Source organism: Bacterioplanes sanyensis (genome assembly GCF_014652515.1).
Taxonomy (GTDB): Bacteria; Pseudomonadota; Gammaproteobacteria; order Pseudomonadales; family Oceanobacteraceae; genus Bacterioplanes; species Bacterioplanes sanyensis.
The window spans coordinates 378,654-393,409 of record NZ_BMYY01000001.1 but is presented as its reverse complement, the minus strand read 5'-3'; the positions used below and the strand labels follow the sequence as shown (position 1 = coordinate 393,409).

The window sequence follows — 14,756 nt, the reverse complement described above, 5'->3', positions numbered from 1 at the left end:
CGCTACTCTCCCAGACGCCGCTGACGTCGTTCGGCAAAGGCCTGCAACTGATCCTCCATCACCGTTGGCCAGTCTTCATAAAGATGATCAAACATGGCTTCCGGCAATTGCGGTGAATACTCGAGATAATGCTGCACTGCGCTGTTCACGGTGTGCTGGCAATGCTCGAGCCATTTTTGCTCTAAAGCTTCTGTCCAAGCTCCCTGGCTGGTGAGAAAGCGCTTGAGGCGTGCCACGGGCTCCTTTTTCCAAGCCTGCTGCAGCTCCTCTTGTGGGCAATAGCGGCTGGCGTCATCGGCGGTGGTGTGATCACTCAAACGATAACTGATCGCCTCAATTAACGTCGGCCCCTGCCCAGCGCGAGCGGCTTCTAATGCTTGAGTCAACTCATCAAACATGGCGATAACATCATTGCCATCGACCTGCACCGAGCGCACTCCCGCCCCCATGCCTTTCAAAGCCAAGGCGCTGGCTGCGCATTGCTTTTGCCGCGATACGGAGATGGCCCATTGGTTGTTGTTGAGCACAAACACCACCGGCAGCTGCCACAAGCCCGCCAAGTTGAGCGCTTCTAGAAAATCCCCTTTAGATGACGCGCCATCGCCCAATGTGCAGGCCACTGCCTGGGAGCGCCCCTGCAGCTGCAACGCTTTTGCCGCCCCCACGGCGTGGCCACATTGCGTGGCGATGGGTACACAAACCGGGAAGTCTTGCTGCGGGCCCGCAGCACTGCCGCGTTCATCACCGCCCCAGTAGAGCAAGATGTCTTTCATACCGCAGCCGCGTATCAACTGGGTGCCATGGTCCCGGTAATAGGGCACCAGCACATCATCGGGCTCCATTGCCAACCCCAAGGTCACGGCAATGGCCTCTTGCCCAAGACTGGACGGATAAGTGCCTAGTTGGCCAGTGCGCTGCAAAGCAATGGCCTTTTGGTCAAACTGGCGGGTGAGCAGCATCCAGCGATAACACTCCAGCAGCGGCTCCATTTCGTGTGCCCACAATGGCAGCTCTTGGCAGGTATGACCTTGATCATCCAAGTAGCGCACCGTTTGCATTACAGGCTCCATAGTGCCTCCTTGCCCATGTCATGGGTGGCAGGTTGATAGTGGCCGGCAGCAATGGCTTCGTCAGCCAGTTGATCGGCCAATACATTGACGGCGATGTCGCGCTGTTGTGATTGGCGCAGTAAGTCACCCAAATGTTCAGTAATGCTGTCAATTTGGGCCGCTATGCGTTCATCTGACCACCCCTGATAGCGGCCTGAGGCAAACACCAAACCGCCCGCATTGACCAGATAATCCGGAGCGATAACAATGCCCCGCTGATGCAGTTCACGCCCACAATCGGCGTCTTCGAGCTGATTATTGGCTGCTCCAACAATGGCTTGGCAATTAAGCTCATCGAGATTGCCGGCATGAATGACCCCACCCAAAGCACAAGGGGCCAATAAATCTACCTTCTGTTGCAGGATTTGCTCCGGCGCCACCACGCTGGCACCCATGCTCTGAGCCTGCTGACACCGATCTGAATTGACATCACTGACGACCACCTGCACACCGTTATCTAACAGGTGTTGTGTCAACAACATACCCACATGCCCTAACCCTTGCACAGCAACCCGGCTCTTGGTCGGCGCTAGGCCAAGCACCTCATGGAGCACATAGCGAATCGCCTGCCACACCCCTCTGGCTGTATGCGGTGAAGGGTCGCCAATCTGGCTGTGACTGGCAACATGACGGGTGTGGCGGAAAATCTCATCCATATCTTCCACTTGCGTACCGGCATCCATGGCGGTGATGTATTCACCTGACAGGCGTTCGACACAATGGCCAAACCAACGAAACAGCGCCTGCCGGTCGAACACGCCCTCGGGCATCATAATGACGGCTTTACCACCGCCTAGATCCAAGCCGGCCAGCGCCGCCTTGCGACTCATCCCCTGGGCCAAGCGCAGGGCATCTTGGAGCGCATCATCACCGCTTTGATAAGGCACAAATCGGCAGCCGCCCAAGGCTGGCCCTCGCCGGGTGGAGTGCACGGCGATGACGGCACGCCAAGGTGCATCTGGGTTGTTGTCAGGAATGTGTACGAAGCTATGCACCGCCTCACAGCGGTGTTGAACGATGGGATCAAACATGGCTATACCTCCGGCTTGTGGCCGATTTCTAACGCCTGATCGATGGCTTGTGGCCGGATCAGGCAACGAAGCCTGTTGACGGCGGCGGGCTATGCGACGCATTCGATGCGAAGCCTAATCACCCGCCAATTAGGCTTAGGAGTAGCGCAGAGGCAGCAAACCAGACAAGCATTGTCTGGTTTTTAGAAGAAAAATGACTGAGAAAAAAATTGACTAGAACGTCGCTGGTCAGGCTATCAGTTGGCTTCTACTGCCAACAACTCAAGATCAAAAATCAGTGTGGAATACGGCAATATTGCACCGGCTTTGCGACGACCATACGCCAACTGAGCAGGAATGGTGAGTTCAACGCGGTCGCCCACGACCATGGTTTGCAGTGCTTGCTGCCAGCCGACAATGACCTGGTGAGGGCACAACTGCAGCGCTTCGCCGCGCTGACGTGAGCAGTCGAACACAGTGCCGTCCACCAACCGGCCGGTGTAATGAACATGAATACGTTGAGTTGCCTGCGGTGACTCTGTGCCTGCACCGTGCTGCTGATATTCCATCAGCACGCCATCACCGACCTCTACAACACCTTCCCGCTGACGCTGCTGTTGCCAGTAGCGCTCACCTTCGCGCTTATTGTGCGCCCAGCGCTGACTTTGCTGCTTGGCTCGGTACCAGCCATAGCCGACCAGAGCCAGCACAACGATCAAGCCAATGATATCCAGTGCCATTAATGCGCCTCATCATTCTTTTTAAGTGAGCGACGGTACAGGTCTTTGTCATCATGAAACAGGCGCTCGCCGACATTTTCTACCTGCTTTAACGCTTTCAGCGAAGAAGAGCGAAACTCGCGTTGAAACAACACGCCCACCACGGTGGTGGCTGCTGCGACAAAATACCAAGGGCCTAAAAACCAGCTCACCGCCGCTAATGAATAATAAAATGCCCGCAGGCCGTAGTTGTAACTGTGGCTGGCCTGATCAATGACTTTGGCGGCAAATATTGCAAAATTACGCCGCTCATTGGCCGTGACATGATCATCTTCCGGCGCCGGCGCCGCACCGACCAACACAGATGCAAAACCAAACTGGCGCATCGACCAGGTAAACGTGAAAAAGGCGTAAATAAAGATGCCAATCAACAGCAAAATTTTCAGTTCCACCAACAAAATGGAGCTTTCTGCCGCAAAAGAAATATCAGCAATAACGTCATGAATTTGTTGCGTCGCCGTCAGCGCCGTTAATAAACCGGCCAACACCAGCACACAGGAAGAAGCGAAAAACGTGACGTTGCGTTCCAAGTTGGACAGCAATGCGGCGTCACTGACACGGACTTCTCGCTGCAGTAAACGCCGCATCCAGTTGATTCGATGCACATGCAACACAGACGACAGGGACGCCGTATTTTTTGCCCGACGCTTAGCGAATAAGGAGTAGCTGATCCAACACCACATAAACCAGCCCAATGCTGCCCAATCTAACCAACCTACGCTTGTCGACATTGCCTCTCCACTGTCGCCACCTTAACTTAACACCACACTCAAGCTTATCGGTCACACCGAGCTGGCGCCAGCCAGTACATTACGCACGGGAAACTACCGCCGCTATCAAAAAAACAGATAGCGACTCATTTTTGCCCACCGAGGCGCTGGTCTAAAGTTTGCCCAACCTTATTGATTGTTGACCTTGCCATGAAAACTTTGATGACACTATTGGCCAGCGCCACCTTGCTGGCCTGCCACTCGACCGCCGAACCCACAACCACTAACCCTGCCACAGTCTTTATTAATGCTGACCTGATCACCATGACCGACGCCCCGCATTTGCACGATGCATTAGCGGTGCGCGATGGTCGCATTGAGTTTATCGGCAGCAGCCAGCAGGCACAGCAGCGCTACCAACAAGATGCCGACATCATTGACCTCGAAGGCCTGACCATCATGCCTGGTATTCATGACAGCCATGTGCACGCATTGGAGGCCGGTGCCGAAGTGGGCGGCAATTGCTGGCTAGAGGCCGATAACTTGGCTGAGCTGCGCCAGCCCTTGCTGGATTGCCGTCAGCATCAAGTCGGTACCGACTGGCTGACCGCCTATGGCCATGAGTTGCACTGGCTCATCGAAGAAGACAACCCTCGCCAACTGCTCGATCAATGGATCAGTGACAGACCGGTTGTCATTATGGAGCAAAGCTCTCATTCCGCTTGGGTTAACTCTGAAGCACTGGCGCGACTGAATTACCACGCTGACAGCCATAATCCACCCGGCGGCATCATCTTGCGCGATAAAGATGGCGAGCCTAACGGTATTTTATTGGAAACGGCTGCCGAAGCGGCGTTTGATCTGGCTTACCAGCCGACGGAGGAAAGCTTCGATCTCTATTACGATGGTCTGCTGTGGGCCATGGATGAAATGGCGCGCCATGGCATTACGTCGATCGCTGATGCACGGGTTTACTGGCAACGTGGTTGGCTGGATGTTTGGCACCAGGCAGAGCTCGATGGCGCGCTTAAAACGCGCGTCAATTTGGGGTTATGGGCCTACCCGCTCATGGCTGATGCGGCACAAATTGACTTTTTGAAGCAGCAATATCGCTACGATCCCAAGCGCTTATTGCAAATCAATCAAATAAAAATTTACAGCGATGGCATTATTCACAACACCACCGCGGCGTTAAAACAACCCTATCAACACAGCTTGCCCGATGTGCCTACGCGCGGGTTGAATTATTTCGACCAGTCGCGGCTGGCGCATTATATTGCTCAACTGCAGCCCGCAGGCTTTGATTTTCATATCCATACCATTGGCGATCGTGGCGTGCACGAAGCATTAAATGCCATTGCCAGCCACCCCGCCCCGCAGCAACGCCATCGCCTGACCCACGTTGAAATGGTCGACGATGACGACTTGCCGCGCTTTGCACAATTAGGTGTGATTGCCGACATGCAGGTCGCGGGGGACTTTACCCTGCCCCACAACCATGACTGGCAAAGACCGTATATTGGTGATCGCATTGACCAAGCTTACCGGTTGAAAGATTTGCTCGACAGCCAGGCAACCGTGGTGCTGAGCAGCGACTGGACCGTCAGTAGCCTGAACCCATTTATTGGCATTCACAATGCGGTGAATCGAGGCGAGCAAAGCATTCGAGTGGAGCAAGCTTTGGCGGCCTATACCCGCGATGCCGCTTTTTTAATGCGCAGCGAAGAGCGCACCGGCACGTTAGAGGTCGGCAAACACGCCGATTTGATCGTAATTGATCAAAACCCGTTAACGGTGGCGCCACAGCAATTACGCGACACACGCGTATTGCTGACGATGATGAATGGCGACATTACTTTTCAGCACGAAGATTTTTAACGCCGTGGCTTTTTAACGCCGTGCTGCACCAATAACTGCTGCAAACTGGCCACTGGCGCTTGCAACTCCAGCCCAGCTGGCCATAGCATTTCAATGCGCCTGACCAAGGTGGGTGTTTCAAAGGTCGGCTGAAACACCTGCAAACTGCCGACAGTCAGTTCCTCAGCCACCGCCCACTGTGGTAACAACGCATAGCCAACACCCTGACACGCCAGCTGCTTGAGCAGCGTCAGTTCTGCTATCAGCCAAGCATTGAGATTCAAGGCGGACTCACAGCCATCGCTGGCTTGTGCCCACACCAGCTCGGTGGCCTGCCGCAGCGCTGCGGCATCGAGTTTGCTGTGCACAGACGCCAGCCAATCCGGGCTGGCCACATACACTTCCGTTAGCTCACCCAAGCGCTGATAAGACACTTCGGCCATGTGATCTTCGTGTTCATAGCCCACCCCGAGATGCCAATGCTGTTGTTGCAAGCCATCAATCAATTCATCGCGACTGCAGCCACTGAGCTGAATACAACGCCCGGGCCATTGCTTATGCCAGTCGCGCAGCGCTGGGGCGAGCCAGTCGGCGGTTAAACTGTGCTCAATCGCTAACTGCAATTGCCACAGCTCATCGCCGGCCAGCGCTTGGGTTCGCCGCTCCAGCGCTTCCAACTCCGACAGCGCCTGTTGCGCCCATGGCAACCACTGCCAGGCTTGCGATGTTGGCACCGCACGATTGCCGCTGCGCTCGAACAAGGCCAACCCCGTATCGGCCTCCAGCTCACTGATCCATTGACTTAACAGCGACTGACCTTTACCCAGCTGGCGGGCAGCCGCCGACAGCGAACCGCAGTCCATGACGCTGACAAACGCTTTAATGTGCTTTAACTCCACAATCTCACACCACCACTTATTTTTTGTTCTGACCAAATGGCCACTGTGCCGATATGGTTTGCGCAAATGCCCCTTACCGGTCACGCCAAACACTGTAAACTTGAGCGCCAAATAAAAACGCATCGAGGAACATTATGGCGCACTACGATCTCGTGGTATTTGGAGCCAGCAGCTTTGTTGGCCAAATTCTTACCCATTATCTGGCCAAGCAATTTGGCCTCGACGGTGAACTAAAATGGGCCATCGCTGGACGCTCAGAACGCAAGCTGCAAACGCTGCGCGGCAGTCTATTGGACGAACTGGGCGATGAAGCTGGCCGTGTGCCCATTATTGTTGCCGATGCCGCCGATGAACAAGCGCTGCAAGCCTTATGTGAACAGACGAATGTGGTGGTCTCTACGGTGGGGCCATACGCTTTATACGGTGAAACACTGGTTCGCGTTTGCGCCGGCTCAGGCACCGACTATTGCGACTTAACCGGTGAGCCGCAATGGATTCGAGCCATGATCGATAAATATGAGGCCCGTGCCCAAGAGAGCGGCGCTCGCATTGTGCACAGCTGCGGGTTTGACTCGGTGCCCTCTGACATGGGCGTTGCTTTTTTGCAGCAGCACATGCAACAGCGCTTCTCTCAGCCGGCACAACAAGTACGCATGCGCGTTAAAGCGGCCAAAGGCGGCATGTCTGGCGGCACCGTTGCCAGCATCGTCAACCTCACCAAAGAAGCGGTGGCCAACCCAGATTTACGCAAACAATTGGCCAACCCTTATGCCCTGTGCCCTGCCGGCCACGGTTTTAGTGCGCGCCAGCCCAACCTAAAAGGCGCCAAACTGGATGCCGATTTTAACGCCTGGTCCGCGCCTTTTATTATGGCGGCCATTAATACCCGCATCGTTCATCGCTCCAATGCCCTACTCAACAACGCCTACGGCGATGATTTTATTTATGACGAAGCCATGCTCACCGGCCGCGGTACGCGTGGTCGTTTAACCGCCATGGGATTAGTCGGTGGTTTGGGTGCTTTTATGGCCGGCGCGGCACTCAAACCCAGCCGTTGGTTATTGGAAAAAACACTGCTGCCAAAACCCGGCGAAGGCCCTAGCCCCGAGCAACAGGAAAACGGCTTTTTTGATATTCGCTTTAAAGGCATCAGCCGCGACGGGCAAAGCATGCAGGTAAAAGTCACGGGAGATCGCGACCCGGGCTACGGCTCAACCGGTAAAATGCTCGGCCAAGCCGCGGCCTCACTGGCCCTTGATCTGCACGAAAAAGGCCAGAAAACTGGCCCTAAAGGCGGCTTTTGGACACCGGCATCGGTGTTTGATCAGCGCTATATTGAGCGCCTACAGCAACATGCCGGCGTCACCTTCGAGGTGTTGGACTAGTGCGCGTGGTCGTCGAAGTCGACGGCCAAATACAACGCCGCTTGTGGGAAGCGTGCGGGATAACACAAGAAAAACTGTGTGCCTTCCTCCAGCGGCCACCAGCACGACGCGTCGCGCGGTACTTCATTTAACTCGACGCGTTCAATGCAGTAATTCAACGCCATGGTGTCCAGCTCAGGAAAGGCTGCCAGTAAATCTGCTGGCATGCCTTCTTGAGCGCTTTCCAGCACCTGCTCGCCTTCTAATGCTTGCAGTTTGGTCGCCCATTGAGGATCTTGACTGCATTCAAATAAAAACTCCGCCTGATAGCGAGTGTGCAGTTTCTTTTCTATTCGCGCTTTACGTGTGCTCATGTTGCTGCTCCTAAAATCAATTACCAGGGAAGTGCTTCGCCATTGGCATGCCAAAAAGACCCGGTGTTAGCCAGGTTGAGTTCATCGATACGCTGAATCAGCCCGGCTGCAGATTGCTCTGGGGTAACATCCCCGTTAAAGCCCACCATGCGCGTTTGCACAAAACCAGGGTGCAACACGGCGACGGCAATGCCCTGAGGGTGTAAATCCAGCGCCAGGCTTTTGCTCACCGCATTGAGTGCCGCCTTAGATGCACGGTAGCCGTAATATTGCCCTGAGCCATTGTCGGCAATGGATCCCATGCGGCTAGTGATGTTGACCAGCTTGCTGCCTGCTACCATTAACGGGCTTAAATTTGCCGCCAAGGTTAACGGCGCAATGGTGTTCACCTCAAACTGTTGACGAATACTGTCGGTGTCCAACTGCTGCAGAGACTCATTGCGAAAAACACCGGCATTGTTAATCAAAATATCCAGGTCGCCATCGAGTATTTCGCTCAATATGGTTTGCAACCCGCGCACGCTGTTTTCATCCGTGACATCAATACCTGAGACGATTTGATCGGCCACCGCTTCCAGCTCATCACTGCTGTCACGACAAACCGCCGTCACCCGGTCACCTCGCGCAGCCAGTTGCTGCGCCAGCGCCAAACCAATCCCGCGGTTGGCGCCGGTAATCACTACATTTGCCATCGTCATACACTCCCAATTCGGTCCGCGGCCATGGTAACCCTGTCACTGTTACGACACTACCTACAGACACAAAAAAGCCCCGCAAGCGGGGCTATTTCATGAAAAAGCGGCCATCAACTGGTGGCGAACTGCGCCATCATGATTTTTAGCCGCTTCTGCTGCATTTTCAGCGAGTATTCCAACTCCTGATAACGAGTACGCAACGCCGCGGTTTCCCATTTGTGCTGCAAGCTGCGGCGCGTCTCTTGATAGCGCTCAGATTGCAAGCTCTTCCACTCAGCCAACATGGTTTTAAACTGTTCGTACTCTTTTTCCAGTAAGTCTGACCATTGTTCACGATTTTGAGCTTTGGCCAGCTTCTCTTGGGCACGTTTAAACTGCATATCCAGACGTGCCCGCTGGATTTTAAAATCCGGCACCACGCGTAAATTACGCGCCAAGCCTACCAACTCACAGCTTTTGATCAGCCATTTCGTTGGGTCCCATTGCCACCATTTAATGCCATTACGGTAGTCATTTTGAAAAATATGGTGGTAATTGTGATAACCCTCGCCAAATGTCAGGAAAGCAAAAAAGTGATTATCCCGCGCCGTATTTTCATCCGTGTAAGGTTGCGAGCCCCACTTGTGGGCAATGGAATTAATAAAGAAGGTGAAGTGGTGAGTCGTCACAATGCGCAGGAAACCTGCCAGCAAAATCATGCCCCACAGGTCTGAAAAAATGACGCCCAGAGCAATAGGAATAACAAAGTTCATCGCCAAGGCAATGGGCACATAATACTTGTACTGCCACATCACAATGGGGTCTTTGGTCAGGTTTTTGACATTATCGAAGTTTACTTCACCGCTGGGGTAATGACGCAGCATCCAGCCGATGTGTGAAAACCATAAACCACGTTTGGCCGAATAGGGGTCGATATCAACATCATCGACATGGCGATGATGAACCCGGTGGCCAGAGCTCCAATGCAGCACGGTATTTTGTAACGCCATGGCGCCAAACAAGGCAAACAACAAGCGCACACTCCAATGGGCTTCGTAGGCGTTGTGCGCCCACAGGCGATGGTAACCTGCGGTAATGGCCAGTTCGGTCAAAGACGTAAGCACGATATAAGCCACCACGGCGGCCAAGCTGTAGCCGTAGCTAAAGCCATACCAAGGCACGGCAATCAGTGCTACCAGGGCGGTGACAGAGAACAAGGTCGCAGGCACCCAGTTGATGGGGGCGTTTTCAAAGGTAATGGGTCGGGACATAAAAAATCTCAGAGAGCGTACTATCGAATGGATAATAGCTGAAGCCAGCAAGCGACACTATGACCACAAAAGGCTTAGAAGGCGTCATTTGCGGCAAGTCAATGAAGCAAGGTGATATAACTGGCTCGCGTGACTTTTGCCCATAAAGAAAAAGAGTATAAAAAAGCCCGGCGAACCGGGCTTTTTGGGCATCAACCGCCGAAGTCATCCAGCATGATGTTTTCAGGCTCTACGCCGAGACCTTCCAACATCTTGATGACCGACTGGTTCATGATCGGGGGCCCACACATGTAGTACTCACAATCTTCGGGAGCCGGATGGTCCTTCAGGTAGCGTTCGTACAACACGTTGTGAATAAAGCCAGTCAGACCGTCCCAGTTATCTTCTGGTTGTGGATCCGACATAGCCACATGCCACTCAAAGTTTTCATTTTCAGCCGCCAGCATGTCGTACTCATCCTGGTAGAAGAGTTCACGCAGAGAGCGCGCACCGTACCAGAAGCTGATCTTACGCTTAGATTTCAAACGCTTGAGCTGATCGAAAATGTGCGAGCGCATCGGTGCCATGCCCGCACCACCACCGATAAATACCATTTCGGCATCGGTATCTTTGGCGAAGAACTCGCCAAACGGACCATATACCGTCACCTTATCACCTGGTTTCAGGTTGAAGACGTAGGTCGACATAATGCCGGGTGGGATATCTTTAGACCCTGGTGGTGGCGTTGCAATACGAATATTGAACTTCACCACACCCTTTTCCTCTGGGTAGTTGGCCATCGAATAGGCGCGAATCACGTCTTCTTTGTTGACCGCTTTCAGGTCAAAGAAACCAAAGCGCTCCCAGTCACCGCGATATTCGTCTTCAATATCGAAGTCAGAGAAATTGATCTCATACGGTGGGCACTCAAGCTGAACGTAACCGCCAGCGCGGAAATCCACGTTTTCGCCTTCTGGCAGCTTCAGCGTCAGTTCTTTAATAAAGGTCGCCACGTTCGGGTTAGACACCACGGTGGTTTCCCATTTTTTCACGCCGAAGACTTCTTCCGGCACTTCTACGTGCATGTCTTGCTTAACCGGCGCCTGACACGACAAGCGCCAGCCCTCACGTGCTTCACCTTTGGTGAAATGCGACTCTTCCGTCGGCAGCATAGAGCCACCGCCTTCGGTAATGCGGCACTTACACTGGGCGCAAGTACCGCCACCGCCACAGGCAGAGGACAAGAACACGCCGTTAGCGGCCAAGGTGCCTAGCAGCTTGCCACCGGCTTCGGTTTCAATTTCGCGCTCACCGTTGATCAGGATTTTTACATTACCTGAGCTCACCAGTTTGGCACGGGCACTTAAAATGACGGCCACCAGTGACAGTACAATCACGGTGAACATCACCACGCCTAAGATAATCTCGATATCCATTGCCTAACTCCTTACAGTGATACGCCAGAGAAGGACATGAAGCCGAGGGACATCAAGCCAACGGTCATAAAGGTAATGCCCAGACCCTGCAGGCCTGCCGGCACATCGCTGTACTTCATTTTTTCGCGAATACCTGCCAGCGACGCAATCGCCAGTGCCCAGCCAAGGCCTGCACCCACGCCATAGACGACACTTTCACCCAGGTTGTAATCACGCTCGACCATGAACAGTGAGGCACCCATGATGGCGCAGTTCACGGTGATCAGTGGCAAAAACACACCCAGAGCGTTGTACAAAGACGGAACGTACTTATCCAGCACCATTTCCAGAATCTGTACCATGGCAGCGATCACACCGATGTAGGTCAACAGGCCCAAGAAGCTCAGATCAACCGTGGCAAAATCTTCGCTGATCCAGGTCATTGCGCCTTCTTTCAGCAAACCGGTGTAAATCAGGTTGTTCACCGGCACCGTAATCGCCAGTACCAGAATCACAGCGATACCCAGGCCAATGGCGGTTTGGATCTTCTTAGAAATGGCCAAGAAGGTACACATGCCCAAGAAGAAGGCCAACGCCATATTTTCAACGAAGACCGCCTTAACGAACAGGCTGAGGAAATGTTCCATTAGTGGCCTCCTGAGTGTTCAGTGTTTGGCAGAATCTTAAAGTCTGGCTCTTCCACCTGGTCTTTCTTCCAGCTGCGCAGTGCCCAGATGAACAGACCAATAATGAAGAAGGCAGACGGTGGCAGCAGCAGCAGGCCGTTCGACTGATACCAGCCACCATCGGTGACCAGCGGCAGAATTTCGACACCCAGCAGCTTACCTGCGCCAAACAACTCGCGAATGGTTGCCACAACGATCAGCACAACCGAATAGCCCAGGCCATTGCCCACGCCATCAAAGAAGCTCAATACAGGGCCATTTTTCATGGCAAAAGCTTCAGCACGGCCCATCACGATACAGTTGGTGATAATCAGGCCCACAAATACTGACAGCTGCTTACTGATTTCATAAGCAAAGGCTTTCAATACCTGATCAACCACAATCACCAACGAGGCGATAATAATCATCTGCACAATAATCCGAATGTTGTTCGGAATATGGTTACGAATTAACGATACGCCGACGTTAGAAAACGACGTCACCGCAATCACCGCCAAACACATCACCAAGGTGACTTGTAAGCTGGTGGTTACTGCCAGTGCCGAGCAAATCCCCAGGATCTGCAAAGCAATTGGGTTTTTATTAAATAAGGGTTCGGTCAGAACGTTTTTAATCTCAGACACCTTAAGCCCCCTGTGATTTCATTTGATTCAGCAGTGTGCCAAAGGCTTGCTCGCCCACCCAATAACGCACCAGGTTGTTAACACCGCGGCTGGTCAGCGTAGCACCGCTTAAGCCGTCTACCTTATGCTCAGAGTCGCGAGGGGCTTCACCCTTGATCACTTCAATGGCCAACTTACCTTGCTCATTGTGAAGCTCTTTACCAACCCACTTGGCTTTCCACAACGGATTGTCGACTTCACCACCCAGTCCCGGCGTTTCACCATGCTCATAAAAGCCGAGACCCGCAATGGTTTCTAAATCACCCTTCAAGGCAATAAAACCGTACAGGGTGGACCATAGGCCATAGCCATGGATAGGCAAAATCAGCTTCTCTAGCTGGTCGCCTTCTTGCACCAGGTACACAGCCGCATATTTGGAGCGACGCTTGATACTGGCTGGGTCTTCACTGCCGGCGAGTTTGTCGGACAGCTCTGGCATTTGTGAGGCTTTGCGCTGATCAAATTTGCTGATGTCATTCAGACCCATCAGTTTTTTGATGTCGTTAACTTCGGCTTCGGTCGCAAAGCGGCCTTCTTCCAAGTTAACGATGCGCGTCGTCACCTGCTCAAACTGTTCAGTAACGCTTTTGCTGCTATCCAGCAAGCCTGCCGCAGCCAAGATGTTTTTCTTCATATCCTCTGTTTTGTTGGCTTGCTGCAGCGGTTTCAGTGACACTGCGGCACCCGCCACAATCACAGAACACACCAGACACAGCAGCACCGCCACGATCAGAGTTTTTTGGATGCTGTCGTTATTAGCTGACACGAGCAACCCTCCGTTTAATATTGGACTGCACCACAAAATGGTCGATCAGAGGTGCAAATAGGTTGGCAAACAGAATCGCCAGCATCATGCCCTCAGGATAAGCCGGGTTAGCTACGCGGATCATAATCACCATCAGACCAATCAGAGCGCCAAAGTAGAATTTGCCGGTATTGGTCATAGAAGCGGACACAGGGTCTGTGGCCATAAAGATCATGCCGAAGGCAAAGCCACCTATGACTAAGTGCCAATACCAAGGCACAGCAAACAGCGGGTTGGTGTCCGAACCGATGAAGTTAAACAGCCAAGTAGTCGCCACCATGCCGACAAACACACCCAGAACAATACGCCAGCTAGCGATGCCCATGCCCATCAGCACCACACCGGCCAATAAAATCGCCAGCGTGCTGGTTTCGCCCATGGAGCCCTGAATAGTGCCGAAGAAGGCATCAAACCAAGTCACACCACCGTCAATGATGGCTTGAACACCACCTTCCTGTGCATTGCTCAGCGGCGTTGCGCCCGAGAAGCCATCTACCGCAGTCCATACCGAGTTACCAGACAAGTCTGCAGGGTATGCAAAGAACAGGAAGGCACGGCCCGTCAGCGCTGGGTTCAGGAAGTTCTTACCAGTACCACCGAAAATTTCCTTGCCGATCACCACACCAAAGCTGATGCCCAGGGCAACTTGCCACAGAGGAATGCTTGGCGGCAATATCAAAGCAAACAAGACGGAAGTAACAAAGAAGCCTTCATTCACTTCGTGCTTGCGCACCACGGCAAACAACACTTCCCAGAAGCCACCCACCGCAAAGGTCACGGCGTAAACCGGTAAGAAGTAAGCCGCGCCAAAGGCAAAGTTATCCCAGAAGCTGGCTGGGTTGTGGCCACCGCCGCCCAACAAGGCAATCAGCATTTCACGCCAGCCTTCAATCGCAGTACCTGCACCGGCGGCAATGGCTTCATTGGCCTGCAAGCCAATGTTATACATGCCAAAGAACATGGCCGGGAAGGTACAGATCCACACTGTGATCATGATGCGCTTCAGGTCGATGCCGTCACGCACATGAGAGGTGTTGTTGGTCACATTAGGTGGATGGAATAAACCGGTATCCACGGCTTCATACAGAGGATACAGCTTTTCGTACTTACCGCCTTTTTCAAAGTGCGGTGCCATGTTGTCAAAAGTAGAACGCAGACCCAT

15 protein-coding genes are annotated in these 14,756 nt (G+C 53.3%); 2 read left to right on the top strand and 13 right to left on the bottom strand.

Translation table 11 applies throughout. The annotated features are described in order from the left end of the window. Positions 1–2 precede the first annotated feature (2 nt). The 4 genes from pdhA to IE090_RS01870 form a co-directional block, all read right to left on the bottom strand. The gene (gene pdhA, locus IE090_RS01885; RefSeq protein WP_189386638.1) at positions 3–1,070 is read right to left on the bottom strand and encodes a pyruvate dehydrogenase (acetyl-transferring) E1 component subunit alpha; all 1,068 of its coding nucleotides are present in this window, start codon (positions 1,068–1,070) and stop codon (positions 3–5) included. Next, a complete protein-coding gene (locus IE090_RS01880) occupies positions 1,058–2,140 on the bottom strand; it encodes a Glu/Leu/Phe/Val dehydrogenase dimerization domain-containing protein (protein ID WP_189386637.1) in 1,083 nt (360 codons plus the stop codon). Before IE090_RS01880 ends, pdhA begins: the two co-directional genes overlap by 13 nt. Before the next feature lie 236 nt (positions 2,141–2,376). After that, positions 2,377–2,859 carry a BamJ family beta-barrel-assembly machinery protein gene (bamJ, locus tag IE090_RS01875; RefSeq protein WP_189386636.1) on the bottom strand — a complete coding sequence of 161 codons (483 nt, stop codon included), beginning with the start codon at positions 2,857–2,859 and terminating at the stop codon, positions 2,377–2,379. Next, positions 2,859–3,629 (bottom strand): DUF599 domain-containing protein, encoded by a 771-nt coding sequence (locus IE090_RS01870; RefSeq protein WP_189386635.1) that lies wholly within the window; start codon positions 3,627–3,629, stop codon positions 2,859–2,861. Before IE090_RS01870 ends, bamJ begins: the two co-directional genes overlap by 1 nt. 189 nt (positions 3,630–3,818) lie before the next feature. Here IE090_RS01870 and IE090_RS01865 point away from each other — a divergent pair, with 189 nt between their 5' ends. Next, positions 3,819–5,486, top strand: a complete 1,668-nt coding sequence (locus IE090_RS01865) for an amidohydrolase (RefSeq protein WP_229815343.1) — start codon at positions 3,819–3,821, stop codon at positions 5,484–5,486. On the opposite strand, the gene IE090_RS01860 is transcribed toward IE090_RS01865, so the two are convergent. Next, entirely contained in the window at positions 5,483–6,364 is an 882-nt protein-coding gene (locus tag IE090_RS01860; protein WP_189386634.1) for a LysR family transcriptional regulator, read from the bottom strand. The genes IE090_RS01865 and IE090_RS01860 overlap by 4 nt on opposite strands. Positions 6,365–6,498: 134 nt before the next feature. On the opposite strand from IE090_RS01860, the gene IE090_RS01855 reads away from it, so the two are divergent. Then, positions 6,499–7,749: a saccharopine dehydrogenase family protein gene (locus IE090_RS01855; protein ID WP_189386633.1), complete on the top strand. Its 1,251-nt coding sequence runs from the start codon at positions 6,499–6,501 to the stop codon at positions 7,747–7,749. Here IE090_RS01855 and IE090_RS01850 read toward each other — a convergent pair. The 8 genes from IE090_RS01850 to IE090_RS01815 form a co-directional block, all read right to left on the bottom strand. After that, positions 7,746–8,102: a hypothetical protein gene (locus tag IE090_RS01850; RefSeq protein ID WP_189386632.1), complete on the bottom strand. Its 357-nt coding sequence runs from the start codon at positions 8,100–8,102 to the stop codon at positions 7,746–7,748. The genes IE090_RS01855 and IE090_RS01850 overlap by 4 nt on opposite strands. 20 nt (positions 8,103–8,122) lie before the next feature. Continuing rightward, positions 8,123–8,794: an SDR family oxidoreductase gene (locus IE090_RS01845; protein WP_229815341.1), complete on the bottom strand. Its 672-nt coding sequence runs from the start codon at positions 8,792–8,794 to the stop codon at positions 8,123–8,125. Positions 8,795–8,907: 113 nt separating this feature from the next. After that, a complete protein-coding gene (locus IE090_RS01840; RefSeq protein WP_189386630.1) occupies positions 8,908–10,047 on the bottom strand; it encodes a fatty acid desaturase in 1,140 nt (379 codons plus the stop codon). A gap of 191 nt (positions 10,048–10,238) precedes the next feature. Beyond that, on the bottom strand, positions 10,239–11,462 hold the full coding sequence (gene nqrF / locus IE090_RS01835) for an NADH:ubiquinone reductase (Na(+)-transporting) subunit F (protein WP_189386629.1): 1,224 nt from the start codon (positions 11,460–11,462) through the stop codon (positions 10,239–10,241). Between the two features lie 11 nt (positions 11,463–11,473). Then, positions 11,474–12,088, bottom strand: a complete 615-nt coding sequence (gene nqrE / locus IE090_RS01830) for an NADH:ubiquinone reductase (Na(+)-transporting) subunit E (protein ID WP_189386628.1) — start codon at positions 12,086–12,088, stop codon at positions 11,474–11,476. Continuing rightward, positions 12,088–12,750 (bottom strand): NADH:ubiquinone reductase (Na(+)-transporting) subunit D, encoded by a 663-nt coding sequence (locus IE090_RS01825; protein WP_189386627.1) that lies wholly within the window; start codon positions 12,748–12,750, stop codon positions 12,088–12,090. Before IE090_RS01825 ends, nqrE begins: the two co-directional genes overlap by 1 nt. A gap of 1 nt (position 12,751) precedes the next feature. Beyond that, positions 12,752–13,555: a Na(+)-translocating NADH-quinone reductase subunit C gene (locus IE090_RS01820; RefSeq protein WP_189386626.1), complete on the bottom strand. Its 804-nt coding sequence runs from the start codon at positions 13,553–13,555 to the stop codon at positions 12,752–12,754. Further along, on the bottom strand, positions 13,545–14,756 hold the full coding sequence (locus tag IE090_RS01815; RefSeq protein WP_189386625.1) for an NADH:ubiquinone reductase (Na(+)-transporting) subunit B: 1,212 nt from the start codon (positions 14,754–14,756) through the stop codon (positions 13,545–13,547). Before IE090_RS01815 ends, IE090_RS01820 begins: the two co-directional genes overlap by 11 nt.

Excerpts from the sequence above, each read along its gene's own strand:
- IE090_RS01845 (WP_229815341.1), bottom strand. The coding sequence starts at position 8,794 with ATGGCAAATGTAGTGATTACCGGCGCCAACCGCGGGATTGGTTTGGCG.
- IE090_RS01855 (WP_189386633.1), top strand. The coding sequence starts at position 6,499 with ATGGCGCACTACGATCTCGTGGTATTTGGAGCCAGCAGCTTTGTTGGC.
- bamJ (WP_189386636.1), bottom strand. The coding sequence starts at position 2,859 with ATGGCACTGGATATCATTGGCTTGATCGTTGTGCTGGCTCTGGTCGGC.
- IE090_RS01850 (WP_189386632.1), bottom strand. The coding sequence starts at position 8,102 with ATGAGCACACGTAAAGCGCGAATAGAAAAGAAACTGCACACTCGCTAT.
- IE090_RS01870 (WP_189386635.1), bottom strand. The coding sequence starts at position 3,629 with ATGTCGACAAGCGTAGGTTGGTTAGATTGGGCAGCATTGGGCTGGTTT.
- nqrF (WP_189386629.1), bottom strand. The coding sequence starts at position 11,462 with ATGGATATCGAGATTATCTTAGGCGTGGTGATGTTCACCGTGATTGTA.
- IE090_RS01880 (WP_189386637.1), bottom strand. The coding sequence starts at position 2,140 with ATGTTTGATCCCATCGTTCAACACCGCTGTGAGGCGGTGCATAGCTTC.
- pdhA (WP_189386638.1), bottom strand. The coding sequence starts at position 1,070 with ATGGAGCCTGTAATGCAAACGGTGCGCTACTTGGATGATCAAGGTCAT.
- IE090_RS01865 (WP_229815343.1), top strand. The coding sequence starts at position 3,819 with ATGAAAACTTTGATGACACTATTGGCCAGCGCCACCTTGCTGGCCTGC.
- IE090_RS01815 (WP_189386625.1), bottom strand. The coding sequence starts at position 14,756 with ATGGGTCTGCGTTCTACTTTTGACAACATGGCACCGCACTTTGAAAAA.
- nqrE (WP_189386628.1), bottom strand. The coding sequence starts at position 12,088 with ATGGAACATTTCCTCAGCCTGTTCGTTAAGGCGGTCTTCGTTGAAAAT.
- IE090_RS01840 (WP_189386630.1), bottom strand. The coding sequence starts at position 10,047 with ATGTCCCGACCCATTACCTTTGAAAACGCCCCCATCAACTGGGTGCCT.